The sequence below is a fragment of the Sporosarcina ureae genome, from assembly GCF_002109325.1.
In the GTDB taxonomy this organism is placed as follows: domain Bacteria; phylum Bacillota; class Bacilli; order Bacillales_A; family Planococcaceae; genus Sporosarcina; species Sporosarcina ureae_C.
The window spans coordinates 2,486,195-2,503,307 of the sequence record NZ_CP015348.1; the positions used below are offsets into that span (position 1 = coordinate 2,486,195).

Consider the following 17,113-nt stretch of genomic DNA (forward strand, 5'->3'; position numbering starts at 1 on the left):
TATCGGCCGCGCCATTCGCTCTATCCCTGTCCGCGAGTGCTCTATGCGTCGTCCTATCCGCTCTATCGGCCGCGCCATTCGCTCTATCTCCGTCCACAAACGCTCTATCACCCCACCAACCGCCTAAACCCACAAAACCATGTATAATAGACAACAAAACAAAGCAACGGGAGGAATGAATCATGACAAAAAAGTATATTCTGGCGCTCGATCAAGGCACCACGAGCTCACGTGCTATTTTATTCGATAAAAAGGGTGACATCTTCCACACGGCACAACAGGAATTCAAGCAGTATTTTCCTAAGTCCGGCTGGGTGGAACACAATGCGGATGAAATCTGGAGTTCGATTCTTTCCGTCATCGCAGCTGTCATTTCTGAAAAAAATATTACCGCCACGCAAATCGAAGCAATCGGCATCACCAATCAACGCGAAACAACTGTCGTCTGGGACAAACATACTGGCGATCCGATCTATCATGCGATCGTTTGGCAATCCCGCCAGACTGCTGATATTTGCGAGGAGCTAAAAACCGCTGGACATAGTGAGCTATTCCGTAATAAAACCGGCTTGCTGATCGATTCCTATTTCTCCGGAACGAAAGTGAAATGGATTCTTGATAACGTAGAAGGCGCGCGCGAAAAGGCGGAGAATGGGGACTTGCTGTTTGGCACGATCGATACGTGGATCATCTGGAAGCTTTCAGGAGGCAAGGCACATGTAACCGACTACTCAAACGCCTCGCGCACATTGATGTACAATATCCACAAGCTAGAGTGGGACGAAGAGCTACTAGACATTCTCGGTGTTCCTAAAGCCATGTTGCCAACGGTCTGTGAGTCATCCGAAGTCTACACACATACCGACGCCAAACACTTTTTTGGCCACGAAGCACCCATCGCGGGAGTCGCGGGGGATCAGCAGGCAGCTTTATTTGGTCAGGCGTGCTTTGAAAGCGGCATGGTGAAAAATACGTATGGAACGGGATGTTTCATGCTAATGAACACAGGAGAGAAAGCCGTAACATCTGAAAATGGGTTGTTGACGACGATTGCTTGGGGGATCGATGGCAAAGTGGAATATGCACTCGAGGGAAGTATTTTTGTTGCGGGTTCCGCCCTTCAGTGGCTACGTGACGGCCTGCGCATGTTCCGTAACGCCTCGGAAAGCGAGAGCTATGCCAAACGTGTCAAATCAACTGACGGTGTCTACGTCGTGCCTGCATTCGTTGGACTCGGCACACCGTACTGGGACAGCGATGTGAAAGGGGCCGTTTTCGGTCTGACACGCGGAACGACGAAAGAGCATTTCATACGCGCGACGCTTGAATCACTCGCCTACCAAACGAAAGACGTCCTCGATGCGATGGAAGCGGACTCGGGGATTTCATTGAAAACGCTACGGGTGGATGGGGGCGTTGTGTCGAACGATTTCCTGATGCAATTCCAGTCAGACTTACTTAACGTACCGGTTGAGCGTTCAACGATCAATGAAACTACAGCACTTGGCGCAGCGTATCTTGCAGGCCTTGCAGTAGGATTTTGGAAGGACCGCAATGAAATTGCAGAGTACTTATGTCTCGATCAACCGTTTGAACCGAATATGGAAGAAACCGTACGCGAAGAGCTTTATGCAGGTTGGCAAAAAGCCATTCGCGCGACAATTGCCTTTAAATAATTCTTCAGCCGCCGCTAACTTGCTGGCGGCTTTTTGATTTGTCAACCTATCGAACGATGTCAAATAAAGTAGAAATATGATATAATGAACAGCTAGAGAGTTTAACCAGACAGGACGGATGGGGAAGGGGATAGAGTCACGATGTTTTCGAAAGAAATTGGGATCGACTTGGGTACTGCCAATATATTGATATATATGAAAGACCATGGTCTTGTCATCAACGAGCCGGCTATCATGGCGATCGATAAACGTTCGGATGAACCGATAGCTTTTGGTATAGAGGCCAATCAAATGATTGGTCGTGCACCAGAATATATCCAAATCGTACGCTCAATGAAAGACGGGAACATTGCGGACTTCGATATGGCCCGTGTATTGATTCAGCACTTCCTCGAGAAAGCGCAAGGAAAGGGCTTACGTGGCAAACCCCATATTACGATGTGCTGTAAAGCGGATACGACCCGTGTAGAAAAAAGCGTCATCCAACAAGTAGTGATGGGAGCCGGAGCCAAACAGGTCGTGATCGAGGAAGAATCGAAAGTGGCGGCAATCGGAGCGGGAATTGATATATCAAAACCTTCAGGCAATATGATAGTCGATTTGGGCGCCGGTACGACAGACGCGTCCGTGCTTTCAATGGGGGAAATCGTATCCTTTAAAACTACGAATATCGGTGGCCTTTATTTTGATCAGTGCATTATTCAACATATACGAAGAAAACATGATGTATATATAGGCGAAAAAACAGCAGAACAAGTAAAAAAAGAAATTGGTCTAGTAGTAATGGGCGGACAGAAGCCGAGCGCGATGAACGTGCACGGTAGTGACCTAGCGACAGGTATTCCGAAGACGATTGAAGTGACAGCCGAAGAGATCCATCAGGCATTACGTGTGCCAATCAGTAAAATCGTCCAGACGACAAAAGACGCATTGGAAGAAACGCCACCGGAGCTCGCTGCAGACGTAGCGCAGCGCGGCATCATTTTAATCGGTGGCGGCGCATTGCTTCCTGGGATCGATACCTTATTATCCGAACATTTGAAAGTCCCGGTTTTCATTGCAGAAAATCCGCTCACTTGTATTGCGCAAGGTACGGGTATGTTAATGAACAAAGCGGGTAAAGCCTCAACACGCATAAATTGACCTGCCATGCAAGCGGCAAGTAGTGTATACTAAAAAGAACGATTTATCTGAAATGATGATGCGAAGGAGTGAAATGAAATGTTTCGTGGTTTTTATACAGTAGGATCAGGCATGATCGCACAGCAACGCCGTACGGAAATGCTGTCCAATAATATCGCGAACGCCAATACGCCAGGCTATAAAGCTGAGCAGTCGACGATTCGTGCGTTCCCGGAAATGTTCATGTCCCGATTGGATTCGATGCGCGTACCGACGGAAAAAGGCTTGAGCTTCAATAACCTTTCCAAAGTAGGCGAATTATCGACAGGCGTCTATATGCAAGAAACCTTGCCTTTATTCGCGCAAGGACAATTGCGGGAGACTGAACAAAAGACCGATATAGCATTAATTGATGGACCGATGGAAGTGGACGAAGAAACCGGTGTTGCAGGTACTGTGTTTTTCACGCTTGAAGGCGAGAATGGCGGTCAATACTATACACGAAACGGGAATTTCGCAGTCAACGCTGAAGGCTACCTGACCAATCCATCCGGCCTATTTGTCCTTGACGATGCGGGCAACCGGATCGAACTGGCAAGTGACGATATTCGCGTGACGGATTCAGGCGTAGTTTTCGCAGGGGAAACGGAAGTGGCGACACTAGGGATTGCCTACTCTGACGGACCCAATGCGCTGTCCAAGCAAGACAATGGACTGTACACGACAACGGACGGCAATGCATTGCCAACTGGCGGCACATACTCGATGCAACAAGGCTATCTCGAAGATTCCAACGTCGATGCCGCGCGCTCGATGACGGATATGCTGACAGCTTACCGTGCATTTGAAGCCAATCAAAAGATTCTTCAAGCCTATGATCGCAGTATGGAAAAAGCGGTCAATGAAGTAGGACGAGTCAATTAATGACTACATATAGAAACATGCGAAAAGGACGTGACCTTTTATGATTCGCACGATGACCACCGCCACGAATACGATGAACCAGTTGCAGCAACGTCTTGACTTGATCGGCAACAACTTATCGAACGTCGGCACACATGGATATAAATCTTCGGACGCTACATTCCAGGAACTTTTATTCCAACAAATGAATAACGACAAAGCAGATAAAGCGGACCGTAGCTCAGATTTTGGCATCCGCATGGGTACCGGCGCACATCTTGGAAGCTTGCAGATGAACTGGAAAGTCGGATCGGTCCAAGTAACGGATCGTCAACTCGACTTTGCGCTGACGGAACCGAAACAACATTTTAATTTGATTCAGCCAACGGATAATGGGGAAGAAATCATATACTCGCGTAAGGGTAATTTCTATTTGTCACCAACTGCAAACGGCGACAATATGCTCGTCAATGAAGAAGGACTAGCAGTGGCGGATACAGCGGGACGTCCCATCGTCTTTTCTGGGCAAGCGACGGACTATCAAATTCGTCCTAACGGTGTATTGCAAGTTACTACTCCGCAAGGCACGCAGGACTTCAATTTCGGTGTTACGGTTCTTGAAAAGCCAGATTCGATGGTTCAGCTTTCCGCAACGAACTTCGGTTTGCCGACGGATCTCGCAGCACTAGGACTTGCAGCTAATGATTTGTTAACAGAAATGACCGGAGCGGGTCGAAACCAAATTGGCTTGCAAAATCAAGCACTCGAAACATCCAACGTAGAGTATGAAAAAGAAATGGCCGATTTGATTTCGACGCAACGTGCCTATCAATTCAATGCACGTTCCGTAACTATGGCGGACCAGATGATGGGCTTAATTAATGGCATTCGCTAACGCGTGCAATAGGAGTACTGACTATGAGTGAAAAACATACAAATTTTAAAAAAATAACAGAACCACTTTCCCCTGTGCAACCGTTTGAACCGTTGAAGACTAAGGAACCTGTAGAGCCAGCGAGCACACCGGAAATGGAAGATCCAATTGAACTGACAGAAACAGATCAGGACGTACCGACTGTAGCGGACGAAGTGGCTGTCACGCTGTCAGAGCCGCTTGTGACAGACGAAGTAGTTGGTGAAGACAATCAACCGATTGTGGAGCCGGAAGCTCTAGAAACAGCACCTGACGTCTCACAGCAAGAAGTAGAAGAAACGCTTCTAATCGAAACGGAACCTGTAAAAAAACTACCTGCACCAGAAGAATCCAACGCGTCGTTCTGGACGAAAATTCAGTCCAAATGGCCACGCAAGGAGCGCACTAAAAAACCTATGAAACCTGTAAGTGAAATGCGCTGGGTTCAAGTCCGTATGATTCCAATCTGGCTACGCATGCTGATTTTACTCGTGCTTCTCGTCTTGGCCGCTGCAGTCGGTGCAATGGTAGGTTTTAGTGTGATCGGTGACGGCACAGCAGCCGATGTCTTCAAAAAAGAGACATGGCAACATATTTTTGATATCATGAATGGTAAATAAGTACAGAAAGGTCTGACATCTTCAGAACCTCTGGAATAAAGGAGACACATTTCATGCTGAACGCTACACAAATACAAGAAATCATTCCGCATCGCTATCCATTCTTGCTCGTTGATCGCATCGAAGAGCTTGAAGAAGGTAAGCGTGCAGTCGGATTAAAAAACGTATCTATCAATGAAGACTTTTTCAACGGCCATTTTCCTGGCTATCCCGTCATGCCAGGCGTTTTAATAGTAGAAGCACTAGCCCAAGTAGGCGCGGTCGCTTTGCTCAAGAAAGAAGAAAATAAAGGTCGTTTGGCATTTTTCGCGGGTATTGATAATTGCCGCTTCAAACGCCAAGTCACACCTGGCGACACGCTTCGTCTCGAAGTAGAAATTGTTCGCTTGCGCGGAACGATTGGCAAAGGAAAAGCCGTCGCTACCGTAGAAGGCGAAGTTGCATGTGAAGCAGATATTACATTCGCACTAGGACCAGTCCAAGAGTAGTACTATCGTTTTGCATAACACGGAAATTTGATATAATAATCATTGGAATGCCAATACTGGCATACAGTGGGAGGGTACATTACAGCATGTTAAAGAAGCTTTCTCCGAATATAAAGAGCAGCATCACTCGTTCCATATCGCAATCATTTGAACAATATATGAGTGAGATCGGCTGGTCAGCAGAAGATTACAACATCGAACAATTTTACGCGAATTGGCGGGAATACATTACGACCAAAGCGCTTTGGTACGAGAAGATTCCCGATGACATCAAAGTAGATCCCGAGTTTCATAAAGAATTAGCAGAGCGTGTAGAAGGCGTATTAATTCGTATTCTGAATGATCCGCCAACAGAAGAGCAGATCGCGCAAATCGAAATTCTACAGCAAAAACTGAACACTCATTACGATTATGGCTGTAAAGCGGAAGCTGTATACGTTCAAAACGTATTAGAAACGACGTCTAACCAGTTGGATAATTAAAACGAATAGTTCTCTCCTTTTCGCACAAGCTAACGAAGAACATACCGAGACGTATGGTTCATAGCTCGTAAAAAAGGAGGGAATTTTTTTATGATCAGAAAAGCTCTGCCGGTAGTTTTTGCATCTGCACTCGTCCTAACCGCATGTAACACGAACGACGGCGCACTTCCGAGCAACAATGAAACGCCGATGCAAGATATGGAACGCGACAATACGCCGAACGGCAACAAGCGTATGGGTCCAAATCTTGATGGTCTGGATGACAACAATGACCGTGGAATCATGAATGGCGACGGCGATGGCATCATGGAGGAAACGCGTGAAGGGATCGACAGAACGCGCGATGAACTCATTGATGACAATAACGAAAACCGCGGTGCACGCGACGATAACAACTTGAACGGCAACATGAACGGCAACGACGCTGCTCCAAACGGCGTTCTACGCGACGAAGATCGTAAAGTACGATAGATCTCCAGCCACTATAAAAACGACCCTGCATATCGAATGCATGGGTCGTTTTTGTGTGTTTGGATTTGGTGGTTTGTTTGCTCAATTAAGGTGTGGGAGTGCTCTATGCGGCATGCTATCCGCTCTATGTGGCGCGTTATCCGCTCTATGCGGTGAGTTATCCGCTCTATGCGGTGAATTATCCGCTCTATGCGGTGAGTTATCCGCTCTATGGGGTGCGTTATCCGCTCTATGGGGTGCGTTATCCGCTCTATGGGGTGCGTTATCCGCTCAATGCGGTGAGTTATCCGCTCAATGCGGTGAGTTATCCGCTCAATGCGGTGAGTTATCCGCTCTATGCGGTGAGTTATCCGCTCTATGTGGCGCGTTATCCGCTCTATGGGGTGCGTTGTCCGCTCTATGCGGTGAATTATCCGCTCTATGGGGTGCGTTATCCGCTCTATGGGGTTGAGTTATCCGCTCAATGCGGTGAGTTATCCGCTCTAAGCGGTGAGTTATCCGTTCTATGGGGTGCGTTATCCGCTCTATGCGGTGCGTTACCCGCTCTATGCGGTGAGTTATCCGCTCTATGTGGCGTGTTATCCGCTCTATGCGGTGCGTTATCCGCTCTATGGGGTGAGTTATCCGCTCTATGTGGCGTGTTATTCGCTCTAAGCGGCATGCTATCCACTCTATGTGGCGCGTTATCCGCTCAATGCGGCGCGTTATCCGCTCAATGCGGTGCGTTATCCGCTCTAAGCGTCGCGTTATCCGCTCTAAGCGTCGCGCTATCCGCTCTAAGCGGTGCGCTATCCGCTCTATGCGGTGTGTAATCCGCTCTATGGGGCGCGTTATCCGCTCTAAGCGGTGAGTTGTCCGCTCTATGCGTTGCGTTATCCGCTCTAAGCGTCGCGCTATCCGCTCTAAGCGGTGCGCTATCCGCTCTATGCGGTGTGTAATCCGCTCTATGGGGCGCGTAATCCGCTCTAAGCGGCATGCTATCCGCTCTATGTGGCGAGTTACCCGCTCTAAGCGTCGCGTTATCCGCTCTAAGCAAGTTACCCGCTCTAACCATCGAGTTACCCGCTCTAACCATCGAGTTACCCGCTCTAACCATCAAACTATCCGCCCTAACAACCCACCCAACCCACCCAACCCCACAAAAACCAAAAAAAAGCCACCCAAAATAGGGCAGCCACCAAAAACAAAAACACAATCACAACTTCGTCTTCTCATCAGGATCCGTATCCCGCTTCAACTTCGGTCGATCCCACATGCCCATCTCGAATTGCTCAAGCAACGCATCGCCCGCGAAGCCTTCATCCAGCAACTCTTCAAGCAAATGCTCTGCGTATTTCGAACGGGCGCGCTTCAAACGACCCTTCATCAACACGGAAATCCGGTCGCCGATCTGACTCCAGTTTTCCACCGCCACATCGAACGAAGCGGGTTCATTGCCGGGATACGAAATGACGACGCGCACTGTCAGCAACGTCTCCTCGACCTTCCATTTATCCATAATGTCCTTATACTTGGCATCAATGAACAACTCAAGAACCCACAAACGATGACTGTTTTCCTGATTGATGATAATCCCGTCATACAGTGGAAATGCAAGCACACCATTCTCCTGCATCACTTCCACCGAAATCATCTTAAACGTCTTCAATCCTATCACCTCGGTACAATTTTCCCAAGTATAGCATAAAAATCTCACAATACTCGAAAATTCAATAATGCATTACGCAGGATCCACATGAAACCTTATCAACACAAGAAACTCCGAAAATCACGTCCAATGAAAATTGAAAAAGCTATACGAAAACGGCATCAAAATTCAATTTTGCCCCTTTGCTTGAACTGCCCTTTGTAGATTACGATAAGGGCAGCACAAAGAAGGGAGGGACAAACTCTTGAACCAAGTGGCTTTAGTAGGGCGTATCACCAAAGACCTCGTATTAAAAGAACACGCATCTGGACGTGTCAACACCACGTTCGTCCTCGCTATCAATCGCAGCTTCAAAAACGCAAACGGAGAAGTGGCAACTGATTTCGTGCCGTGCTCCGTTTGGGGGCGATCCGCCGAAAACCTAGTCCGTCACTGCGGCAAAGGATCACTCATAGGCGTCAGTGGAAGTATTCAAACTCGGAACTACGAACGGGAAGATCAGTCGAAAGTGTACATCACAGAAGTCATGTGCAACGACATTCGCTTCTTGTCAAAGTCACCCAAATCTCAACACACCGAAATGAAAACGCATTCATCTACTGAGCCGAAACGTTTTGAAGAAGCGAAAACAGCAGAAACCGCACTTCCAATTTTCTAACGCCAGCCTAAAACGAAAGGGGAGGAGACGAAGGCTGATCCGCCGTCACACAGCCACTGTCGATCAACTCCTGATCCATTGGCTAACACACAATTAAAGAGAAACGAAAAAAGAGAAAACAGAAACGACACTACAAGCATATTCGCCAACTAGCAATACCTAATCGGCAGAAGCAAGAGCGAGTGGGGACTCGATCCTCTGTGATGCCGGGAGTACATTCAGCATAGGAACTGAATCGATTTTACGCCAACTCATCCGTCGTCCGTTTTGCTGGAGACCACTTCCAAAAAACGGACTGACGGAATACATACCCGCCCATAGAAAGGAAGAAGCCCCATGCCAACCACTTCTACCGTTGTACACAAACAAGATATCGAGCGCCTAGAAGACCAGCTTGGTCAGCTAATCCGTATCATCGCAAACTTAAACGAGCGCATCAACTACCTCGAAACAATCAAAACCAACCCGTTCCTCATCCCCTCCAAATCACAATAAAAAGACTTGCATCATGTTCGATGCAAGTCTCACTCAATCAATTAAACGTCAGCAAATCCTCGAGCTCTCGATCATTGAGCTCCGTCAACCACTGACTCGAATGAATCAAATCAGCTGACAAAGCCGCCTTCTCGACGAGCATCTCGTCAATCTTTTCCTCGATTGTCCCGACCGTTACAAATTTATGCACATGCACAAATTTGGTCTGCCCGATACGGTACGCACGATCCGTTGCCTGGTTCTCCACAGCCGGATTCCACCAGCGGTCTGCGTGCAATACGTGATTCGCCTGTGTCAAGTTCAAGCCGGTGCCCCCAGCTTTCAACGACAGGATGAAAATCGGGAATTCCCCGTTTTGGAACGCTTCAACCAATGCATCACGCTGTCCTTTCGGCATACTACCCGTCAAGAACGGCACGTCGATTCCATGTAATTCAGACAAGCACTGACGGATCATCTGCCCCATACCGATATACTGCGTGAAGATTAAGCATTGTTCCCCATTCGCCGCAATCTCCGCTGCCATGGAGACGATTCGTGCCATTTTATTGGAACGCTTCGTCAACTCGGCGGCAGGGGCTGGCGGTTCTTTTAAGAATAATGCCGGATGGTTACATAACTGCTTCAAACGACTGAGCATCTTCAAGATCAAGCCTTTACGCTCAAATCCTGTCAGTGTCTCGAGTTTGAACTTCGTCTCCGATACAAAACTCTCATATAATGCGGCTTGCTCAGTAGTCAGCGGTACATATTCATTTTGCTCGAGCTTCTCTGGCAAGTTCAAGCGCAATTCCGGATCATTCTTCGTCCGGCGCATCATGAACGGCTGGATTCGCGCACGCAATTTCCGTTTCTCCGCTTCGAGATCATCTCGCTCGATCGGCACGATGAACTCTTCGCTGAATTTGCGGAAACTGCCGAAATAGCCTTTATGAATGAAATCAAAAATAGCCCATAACTCCGATAAACGGTTCTCGATCGGCGTACCCGTCAAGGCGATATGATGTCTACCGCGCAACTTGCGAATTGCTCGTGACTGCTTCGTCTGCAAGTTCTTAATATTTTGCGCTTCATCAATCGTCACATTCGCGAACTCATACACCGACAGCATCTCAGTATCTTGTGTGGCGGTACCGTATGTCGTCAAAATAATATCCGCTTGACGTGTGCCCATGATATCCGCAAATTGTTCCTCGCGCGCACGATTCGTTCCGTAATGTACATGCACCGTTAGCGAAGGGGCGAAACGCTCAAGTTCCTTCTGCCAGTTCCCCATAACACTCGTCGGGCAAATGATCAACGAAGGAGAGTCCGTTTCCGGTAAATTATGCACATACAGCAAATACGCGATGAGCTGCACAGTCTTACCAAGTCCCATATCATCCGCAAGCACAGCACCGAACTTATTATCTCGCATGAAATGAAGCCACTCGAAACCTTCCTGCTGATACGGACGCAACTCGGCGTGCAACGACGTAGGTACGGGAACAGGCGGCAAACCTTTCTTGTCATGCAACATATTCATCACTTTACGTAACGACTGCTGCATCGAGAACGCAACGAGAGGATCGTCTTCTTCCTCTTCTTCAAACGAAGGAGCGATCTCTTCCGGCACTTCATTGAACAGCAAATCCTTCACCGTCCACTCACCGTCATCCACTTGCTCCATCAACTCACGAATCCGCTTGAGCCATGCCGGATCCAAATGGAACCACTCATCGCCTGCACGAATATATTCTCGGTTCTCATCGACCATCTTCTGGAACTGGTCTTTATCGATCTTTTCGCCAGCTAATGAAAACTGCCAATCAAACGACAATACTTGATCGAGACTGGCGGAAGAACGGTACGATTGCATTCCTGCAGAGGTACGAATCTTTAACTTCGTCTCGGTCACCGTCTTCAACCAAGCCGGTAATATAACGGGGTAATCAAACGCCTGACAAAGCGGCAGATCTTCCTGAATGAAAATCCGCACTTGCGCATCATTTAACGGCACATGCATAAACTGTTTTGGCTCATACCATTCGACCGAACGGAAAATCCCGACCATCTCGGATTGACGCTCTTCAATCTCTTCTGCATACTCCTTGCGTTTCGCTGGCAATGCATTTTCCATCGAACCCGCAATTTTACCAATCGCTGGCGACCACTGCGCCCCGCGATCACTAATCAAAATCGTCTCAAGCAACCAATCCGTTTCATCGATATCCGGCTCCGTCAAACGAAGAGCTACGCGGAACGGTAACTTCGACTTTTCGGTATTCGGCCATCCATACTGCTGGAAGTGAGGTAACAAAGCAGGGAAGTCCGCCATCGACACACCAAGCGTTGCCAACTGTCCGCGCATCGCAAGCGAAATATAGCGTCCAGCTTGCTCAGATAAATGGGTCTTGTCGAGATTAAACGACAGTCCAGACTCCGTCGCTTCGACATATGAAAACAACGCAGGGTCGTTCCACAACGTCGCGGCTTCACGAATGTCTGCCAATACTTGTTCATCGTCAGAAGTCGCACCCGAGTATTGCACATACGGATGACTGCCAGCCGAAAACAAGCGCAGCAACATATCGATCGATACGTCGAGCCAATTATCTCGCTGCTCCACTAACATTCCATACATCGTCGGTTCATCCGAATAAAATAAATACGACACCAACATGTCCGCGTCGATCTTGCGCGTTTCTCCTTCGACATTTGCGGATACGATGAACACGCCATCCTGTCCTTCTTGTAACGTTAACTCTAATGAAAGTTGTAAGATGTTCGAATCGGTCATAACAGTAGATTTCCTTTCTCCATCTCTTCCATCAGTGCACGCAGACGTGGGAATTGCTGGCGGACTGTATGGACATAACGGTTCCAAAATTCATTGCGGCCATCGCGCTTCGCAGCGGTCTTCATCTGTTTCCATAAACGCACCGCACGACGATAGCTATCACGATTTTTCTCTTTAACTAATTTCAAGGCCTCAGCATGCATAAGAGGGAACACGGCTTGTGAATCTTCCGCCAGTGCCGTCTTTAGCGCCGAGCCGTCAATCATATCGACCGATCCGCGAGTCAAATGCATAAGCGCAGCCCATTCTGAGTAGCGATTGCGCTCGAATAAAAACTTGCCATACGCACGACTCGCTTCTGGACCGTACGATTGGAATAATTGATCACGCTGCTCTTCCGACACGTCGGAAAGTGACAGCAACTCATCAATATCTTCAGCGAAAGCCGAACGATTACGCGCTGCCAGTTGCTGATAATACTCAGCCAAATGCGGAAGCAATTTCAACATGATCGATTGTACGATATCAAAGTCCTCATCTTCCTTCGCATAAAGCGCAAATGCCAACCACTGAGGAACTGCGGTTGCATCTAAATTATTCAGCTCCTGATCAAGTTCATCAAAGCGACCTGACGTCAAGTAGAGGAACGCACGGAATAACGGCGCATCCTCTGCCGTTTCTTTCTCCAAGCGCTCAATTTCTTGTGTCAATTCCGCTTCGTCTTCATAGAGCTCAGTATAGACAAGACGGAACGCTTCAAAACGCTTCGAGAACAATCCTTCTTCGTCTACTGCGAATGAATGGATTAAATCCTTCAGCTTCGTATGGAAGGCGTCCGTTTCAAATAAACGTGATTTCGAACTAAGTTGCTTAATACCCGCTTTCATTTCGGACATCTGTTCATTGAGCCAGATCGTCAACTGCCATTTGCCGTAATGATAGGAATCATTGGCGGATAGTTCATTTTTTAGGAACGGCCAAGCCGCCCGCATTAGTGTCAGTTGATAGTACAGCGAAAAGAGCGGCTTCCATTCCCATTCAAAAGGAGAAAGCCGCGTCTTCTGATGTTCGATTTTTGAAGCGTAATGCAAGAATCCAGTCGGTCCGTCACTCGGATTTAACTCGGTGAGCGGCTTCACTAATGCGGATAATGCAGTCAACCAAGCTTCCGGCGTCCGTTCACTGATCGATAATTGCGTTTGCACAGTTCCTGACTGGCGCCACGTATTCAGCCAATCGGATAATGAATGAAACTGCGAATACAAATGAAAGACCACCGCAATCTGATGCGAGCACCAATCTCCGCCAGCACATGTGCAGTACGGTTCCATTGTTTGGAAGGAAAGACGCGCGAATTCAGACTCGGTACCCGAAATATTTGCCATTAACGATTGCTCGGTTTCCGTGTAGCGATACGCACCAATTGCGTTCATACGTACAAGTGAAGCCGCCTTGCGTATAATTTCCGCCTGCTCAGGGACAGACGGCTGAAATGTATGTTTAATATGGTTCATGAATTCTTCGATTTGCGATTCGTGCATATTTGCGATTCGTTCAATAGTGATGGCCACCGAATCCACTCCTTACTTAAGCATTCCTCCTATTATACCGTTTTTATCAATCTTTTACCACAACTTGAGGAGCTTAATAAGATTCAGATTTCATTTCCCGATTGATTATGGAATAGCTGCATGAGGTTCAACATGCCTGACAGCAACAACTGGCGGTTTTCGTGGTCCAATGAATCGACCTGTAAAATAAATTCTTTCAGCAATGGCTCATTTTCAATCAGCGATCCATATTGCGCAATAAACCCTTTTTCGTATGTGGCGGTACTATCAAGCGTTCGATTGGAAAGAGGGCGCAATGACTTTAACGGCTTATCCATAATCATCGCAAGCAATACATCGTCCGGGATATTATACGTTTCCTTAATCCGTGGAATTAAATAAATTGGAAAGCCCCGTATGTCCGATTCATATCTCGACATCGTGGCACCATCCACTCCGAGATCCTCCGCCATCTGCTTCTGAGAGATGTGTAAATACTCATCCCGATATTCTTTCAACTGTGTTCCGAAACTCATTTTCATCACCCATTTTTTCTCGCCATCTTATAAGAAAAGGGTCCGTCATTTTGATTAATTGTCATTTAAGCAATTCGAATTGACGTAATGACAATTAATAAATTTATTCAAAAGGATATGAGAAGATAATGAATAAAAAGTAGAAAGTAGGCGAATGTGATAGAAAAAGTGCAATTGACCTTACACGTTCCACAATTACAGTCTCGCTCCAAAACGCCTGAACCGGTCATAGCAGGTGAACCATGCTTCTTTCATTCTCTTGAACAGTATTGCGAAAAGTCCATCCACGATCCAAGTGGAAGAGTTTCGTATTTGTATGGCATCGCACGTGACGAGATGATTTTCGAACAAGTCGTCATCTATTATGATGCTAATCAAATTATCTTTTCCTATGAGAAAACGAATGTTGATGCAAGCAAAGAATTGCTGGAACAATTGAAAAAAGAGAACGTCGAATATCATCCTATGTCCAAAACTTTTCTCGTAGGGCCTGACGAATAACCCAATCAACGGCGTGATTCGCCACTATGACCGCTATCTGAAAAATTCTCTTGGTATATTAGAAGGTTTCCGACTCATATCATGCACAAAATCCTCTTTGTTGTGATATATTATTAATAATCGGAAAATTCAAGCAAATGAAGAGGAGGGGGAAGATATGCTAGTTATACAGCGGATCAAGCCATTTTATACCAGAAAGGAAGAGTTCAACTTACGCCTTGTATTCGCTTATCAATATTTCTCTATTAAGCGAAATGATGAGGTGTTCCAATTCGTACCGGCAGAGGGGAAGGAAATCGTCGTCAACACGAAGAGTCTGCAGATAGAAAACTTAGGAGAGGTATTTGTCTTTCAACGAGGAAACCGGTTTATACGGCTCCCGCTTTATCAATTACTGCTAGTTTCCGATTTACATTTGCATTTGTCGACTATACTCGAAGGAGCGATGGGATTGGAAGGCCATCTACAGGAGGAGTACATGCGTGAAGCGGACGGTTTGGTTGAGAAGTTGGAACGGGATAATTGGGAGCGAATGGTAGACTACGCACTAGAAACGAAAAACCAGCTCTTGTTTAAGGAGTTGATGGAAGGACTGCGAATGATTTGATCATCACTATGACGCGTTAAAAAACACCTCAGTCGAAAAGCACATGCGTGTGCGTCGAAGTTGAGGTGTTTTTATGTGGGATGCTTTGTTCGTTTGGTTGTCATAGTGTTAGGAAATGGAGCGCCAGTACGAATAGTCCTGATCCACCAAGGCCTAGTGCAAAGTCTTGCCATGTAAACTCAATTGTCTTGTCCAAGTTCATCGCTCATCACTCCTCTTGTAATTAGAGTCACAGGACCCTATTACTTCCTATTATAGACTAATTCTTTAGATTGGAAACATTCTGATAACTAAATGAATCTAATGGACTAGGGGGTTTTTAACAGGTAAGGCTGGCAGAGGGTAGGGGTGGGGATTTCAAGTGCAAAGATGTGCTCTCAACGCTTCGCTTATGCTCGCAAAGGCCGTACTTCGCTACGGCCTTCGCTCTAGGCGGACGCTTTCCCATGGGCCCGCGGGAGTCGCCGCCTGCCGCTCCAATCCCTTGCAATGTGAGTGGATGATACTTTTAGGTGTCATTAAAGTTAGGGTTGTAATTATTTAGAAGTGCACTAGAACTAGAACTTAACTAAGTTCAAAGACAACACTAGTTCACACACTATCGCAAGAAAACGATCTACCTCTGTCCACCATAAAAGTAGGATTGCAGCGGAAGATGGGGGCGACTCTGGGAGGATCAGCGGGACAGGTGAAACACCTAGCGAGCAACGCGAGGAGTGTGGTTCACCGCCCGCCCTCCAGAAAGCGTCCCCCATCTGGAGCGGAAATCCCAACCACTACCCTCTGTCCCTCTCTATTTTCAGCCTCTTTCTGCCCAACCAACTTATCAATTTCCAAAACAAACACTACATTCATTGCAAATTCGTCATTTTTTGATAAAGTAAGAGAGATAGAAACTGATATAATCAGTCGAATAAGTTGGAGGCAAAGGAGAAGTACATATGTATTCTACTTACGGTTACTGGCGTTCACTCGTTTATCCTGACCGACTTGCCGTTGAAATAGGGCAAGGAACTGTCACTGGGTTCAAACGCCGTGTGTTTAGCGTATTCATTTTGGGCATCATCCTGTTCGTCCTCCGCGATATGTGGGGCATGAACACAGGCACGATGACGTATATCTTGGCGAACGGTTCGCTCGATGAATTCACGATCGGCCGCATCACCGCATTAGTGGGCGCCATACTTTGGGCCATGATCTATATGTCGTTCCATTTCTGGGGCGTCGCATGGATTTTGAGCATGCTTACGAAAATTCCGTTCAAGCCATTGCTGAAGTTGCAATTGGTGGTCACGGGATTATTGCTATTTGAAAAACTTATCAATTTCCTCGTTTTCGCGGTTGCTGGAAAAACGGCAGCGGTTTCGATTCTTTCATTCGGACCACTCGCGGTAACATTCTTGGAAAATTGGTACATCATTCTTTTTGTCAATCAACTAACGATTTTCTCCGCTTTGATTATCGCGATCCAGTATCGCTTTATTAGCTTCTCGAAAGTGGAAACGTCACTTGTCGGTGAAGAAGTGGTGGAGCATAAAGGGATCCGCAAGAACGCATTGTGGATGTTGATCGCATTGCAAATTATTTTTGCATTGATCACGGCCGCAGTCGGTTTTGTTCCAATCGAAAAAATGTTGAACTTGTTAATGATTGGAGGACTATAA

The 17,113-nt window shown here is 46.9% G+C and carries 19 protein-coding genes and 1 pseudogene; 14 read left to right on the forward strand and 6 right to left on the reverse strand.

The window, feature by feature from the left end; translation table 11 throughout:
- Positions 1-182 precede the first annotated feature (182 nt).
- The 8 genes from glpK to SporoP32a_RS12380 all read left to right on the forward strand — a co-directional run bounded on the left by glpK (position 183) and on the right by SporoP32a_RS12380 (position 6,675).
- Positions 183-1,676: a glycerol kinase GlpK gene (glpK, locus tag SporoP32a_RS12345; protein ID WP_085428163.1), complete on the forward strand. Its 1,494-nt coding sequence runs from the start codon at positions 183-185 to the stop codon at positions 1,674-1,676.
- Positions 1,677-1,817: 141 nt separating this feature from the next.
- Positions 1,818-2,819: a rod shape-determining protein gene (locus SporoP32a_RS12350; protein WP_085428164.1), complete on the forward strand. Its 1,002-nt coding sequence runs from the start codon at positions 1,818-1,820 to the stop codon at positions 2,817-2,819.
- Positions 2,820-2,897: 78 nt separating this feature from the next.
- The gene (locus SporoP32a_RS12355; protein ID WP_085428165.1) at positions 2,898-3,722 is read left to right on the forward strand and encodes a flagellar hook-basal body protein; all 825 of its coding nucleotides are present in this window, start codon (positions 2,898-2,900) and stop codon (positions 3,720-3,722) included.
- A 40-nt stretch (positions 3,723-3,762) separates the two neighbouring features.
- Complete coding sequence (locus tag SporoP32a_RS12360; RefSeq protein WP_085428166.1) at positions 3,763-4,596, forward strand: flagellar hook-basal body protein; 834 nt, start codon at positions 3,763-3,765, stop codon at positions 4,594-4,596.
- Positions 4,597-4,619: 23 nt separating this feature from the next.
- Entirely contained in the window at positions 4,620-5,234 is a 615-nt protein-coding gene (locus SporoP32a_RS17225) for a DNA-directed RNA polymerase subunit beta (RefSeq protein ID WP_232319525.1), read from the forward strand.
- Between the two features lie 53 nt (positions 5,235-5,287).
- Positions 5,288-5,722, forward strand: coding sequence for a 3-hydroxyacyl-ACP dehydratase FabZ (gene fabZ, locus SporoP32a_RS12370; protein WP_085428167.1), 435 nt, complete (start codon positions 5,288-5,290; stop codon positions 5,720-5,722).
- Positions 5,723-5,808: 86 nt separating this feature from the next.
- Entirely contained in the window at positions 5,809-6,204 is a 396-nt protein-coding gene (locus SporoP32a_RS12375) for a hypothetical protein (protein WP_232319526.1), read from the forward strand.
- Between the two features lie 90 nt (positions 6,205-6,294).
- Positions 6,295-6,675 carry a hypothetical protein gene (locus tag SporoP32a_RS12380; RefSeq protein ID WP_085428169.1) on the forward strand — a complete coding sequence of 127 codons (381 nt, stop codon included), beginning with the start codon at positions 6,295-6,297 and terminating at the stop codon, positions 6,673-6,675.
- Between the two features lie 81 nt (positions 6,676-6,756).
- On the opposite strand, the pseudogene SporoP32a_RS17500 reads toward SporoP32a_RS12380, so the two are convergent.
- Positions 6,757-6,885, reverse strand: a pseudogene (locus tag SporoP32a_RS17500) (hypothetical protein); the annotation flags it as partial.
- Here SporoP32a_RS17500 and SporoP32a_RS17230 point away from each other — a divergent pair.
- Positions 6,828-7,487: a hypothetical protein gene (locus tag SporoP32a_RS17230; protein ID WP_157129976.1), complete on the forward strand. Its 660-nt coding sequence runs from the start codon at positions 6,828-6,830 to the stop codon at positions 7,485-7,487. The pseudogene SporoP32a_RS17500 and the gene SporoP32a_RS17230 overlap by 58 nt on opposite strands.
- Here SporoP32a_RS17230 and SporoP32a_RS17505 read toward each other — a convergent pair.
- Entirely contained in the window at positions 7,388-7,771 is a 384-nt protein-coding gene (locus SporoP32a_RS17505) for an alanine-zipper protein (protein WP_420542297.1), read from the reverse strand. The genes SporoP32a_RS17230 and SporoP32a_RS17505 overlap by 100 nt on opposite strands.
- 99 nt (positions 7,772-7,870) lie before the next feature.
- Positions 7,871-8,323, reverse strand: coding sequence for a YwpF family protein (locus tag SporoP32a_RS12395; RefSeq protein ID WP_085428172.1), 453 nt, complete (start codon positions 8,321-8,323; stop codon positions 7,871-7,873).
- A 253-nt stretch (positions 8,324-8,576) separates the two neighbouring features.
- Between SporoP32a_RS12395 and SporoP32a_RS12400 the strand changes: the two genes are divergently transcribed.
- Positions 8,577-8,981, forward strand: coding sequence for a single-stranded DNA-binding protein (locus SporoP32a_RS12400; RefSeq protein WP_232319646.1), 405 nt, complete (start codon positions 8,577-8,579; stop codon positions 8,979-8,981).
- Positions 8,982-9,317: 336 nt separating this feature from the next.
- The gene (locus SporoP32a_RS17060; RefSeq protein WP_198166162.1) at positions 9,318-9,476 is read left to right on the forward strand and encodes a hypothetical protein; all 159 of its coding nucleotides are present in this window, start codon (positions 9,318-9,320) and stop codon (positions 9,474-9,476) included.
- A 37-nt stretch (positions 9,477-9,513) separates the two neighbouring features.
- Here the strand turns inward: SporoP32a_RS17060 and SporoP32a_RS12405 are convergent, their stop codons facing one another.
- The 3 genes from SporoP32a_RS12405 to SporoP32a_RS12415 all read right to left on the reverse strand — a co-directional run bounded on the left by SporoP32a_RS12405 (position 9,514) and on the right by SporoP32a_RS12415 (position 14,341).
- Positions 9,514-12,255, reverse strand: a complete 2,742-nt coding sequence (locus tag SporoP32a_RS12405) for a DEAD/DEAH box helicase (RefSeq protein WP_085428174.1) — start codon at positions 12,253-12,255, stop codon at positions 9,514-9,516.
- Positions 12,252-13,826 carry a hypothetical protein gene (locus SporoP32a_RS12410; RefSeq protein WP_085428175.1) on the reverse strand — a complete coding sequence of 525 codons (1,575 nt, stop codon included), beginning with the start codon at positions 13,824-13,826 and terminating at the stop codon, positions 12,252-12,254. Before SporoP32a_RS12410 ends, SporoP32a_RS12405 begins: the two co-directional genes overlap by 4 nt.
- Positions 13,827-13,909: 83 nt before the next feature.
- Positions 13,910-14,341, reverse strand: coding sequence for a helix-turn-helix domain-containing protein (locus SporoP32a_RS12415; protein ID WP_085428176.1), 432 nt, complete (start codon positions 14,339-14,341; stop codon positions 13,910-13,912).
- A gap of 156 nt (positions 14,342-14,497) precedes the next feature.
- On the opposite strand from SporoP32a_RS12415, the gene SporoP32a_RS12420 reads away from it, so the two are divergent.
- The 3 genes from SporoP32a_RS12420 to SporoP32a_RS12430 all read left to right on the forward strand — a co-directional run bounded on the left by SporoP32a_RS12420 (position 14,498) and on the right by SporoP32a_RS12430 (position 17,113).
- Entirely contained in the window at positions 14,498-14,842 is a 345-nt protein-coding gene (locus SporoP32a_RS12420; RefSeq protein ID WP_085428177.1) for a hypothetical protein, read from the forward strand.
- A 157-nt stretch (positions 14,843-14,999) separates the two neighbouring features.
- Positions 15,000-15,449: a transcriptional regulator gene (locus SporoP32a_RS12425; protein WP_085428178.1), complete on the forward strand. Its 450-nt coding sequence runs from the start codon at positions 15,000-15,002 to the stop codon at positions 15,447-15,449.
- 941 nt (positions 15,450-16,390) lie between these two features.
- Positions 16,391-17,113, forward strand: coding sequence for a hypothetical protein (locus SporoP32a_RS12430; protein ID WP_085428179.1), 723 nt, complete (start codon positions 16,391-16,393; stop codon positions 17,111-17,113).

What these genes read in the sequence shown, in the direction of transcription:
- glpK (WP_085428163.1), top strand. Translation starts at nt 183, where the DNA reads ATGACAAAAAAGTATATTCTGGCGCTCGATCAAGGCACCACGAGCTCA.
- SporoP32a_RS12350 (WP_085428164.1), top strand. Translation starts at nt 1,818, where the DNA reads ATGTTTTCGAAAGAAATTGGGATCGACTTGGGTACTGCCAATATATTG.
- SporoP32a_RS12355 (WP_085428165.1), top strand. Translation starts at nt 2,898, where the DNA reads ATGTTTCGTGGTTTTTATACAGTAGGATCAGGCATGATCGCACAGCAA.
- SporoP32a_RS12360 (WP_085428166.1), top strand. Translation starts at nt 3,763, where the DNA reads ATGATTCGCACGATGACCACCGCCACGAATACGATGAACCAGTTGCAG.
- SporoP32a_RS17225 (WP_232319525.1), top strand. Translation starts at nt 4,620, where the DNA reads ATGAGTGAAAAACATACAAATTTTAAAAAAATAACAGAACCACTTTCC.
- fabZ (WP_085428167.1), top strand. Translation starts at nt 5,288, where the DNA reads ATGCTGAACGCTACACAAATACAAGAAATCATTCCGCATCGCTATCCA.
- SporoP32a_RS12375 (WP_232319526.1), top strand. Translation starts at nt 5,809, where the DNA reads ATGTTAAAGAAGCTTTCTCCGAATATAAAGAGCAGCATCACTCGTTCC.
- SporoP32a_RS12380 (WP_085428169.1), top strand. Translation starts at nt 6,295, where the DNA reads ATGATCAGAAAAGCTCTGCCGGTAGTTTTTGCATCTGCACTCGTCCTA.
- SporoP32a_RS17505 (WP_420542297.1), bottom strand. Translation starts at nt 7,771, where the DNA reads ATGGTTAGAGCGGGTAACTCGATGGTTAGAGCGGGTAACTCGATGGTT.
- SporoP32a_RS17060 (WP_198166162.1), top strand. Translation starts at nt 9,318, where the DNA reads ATGCCAACCACTTCTACCGTTGTACACAAACAAGATATCGAGCGCCTA.
- SporoP32a_RS12405 (WP_085428174.1), bottom strand. Translation starts at nt 12,255, where the DNA reads ATGACCGATTCGAACATCTTACAACTTTCATTAGAGTTAACGTTACAA.
- SporoP32a_RS12415 (WP_085428176.1), bottom strand. Translation starts at nt 14,341, where the DNA reads ATGAGTTTCGGAACACAGTTGAAAGAATATCGGGATGAGTATTTACAC.
- SporoP32a_RS12425 (WP_085428178.1), top strand. Translation starts at nt 15,000, where the DNA reads ATGCTAGTTATACAGCGGATCAAGCCATTTTATACCAGAAAGGAAGAG.
- SporoP32a_RS12430 (WP_085428179.1), top strand. Translation starts at nt 16,391, where the DNA reads ATGTATTCTACTTACGGTTACTGGCGTTCACTCGTTTATCCTGACCGA.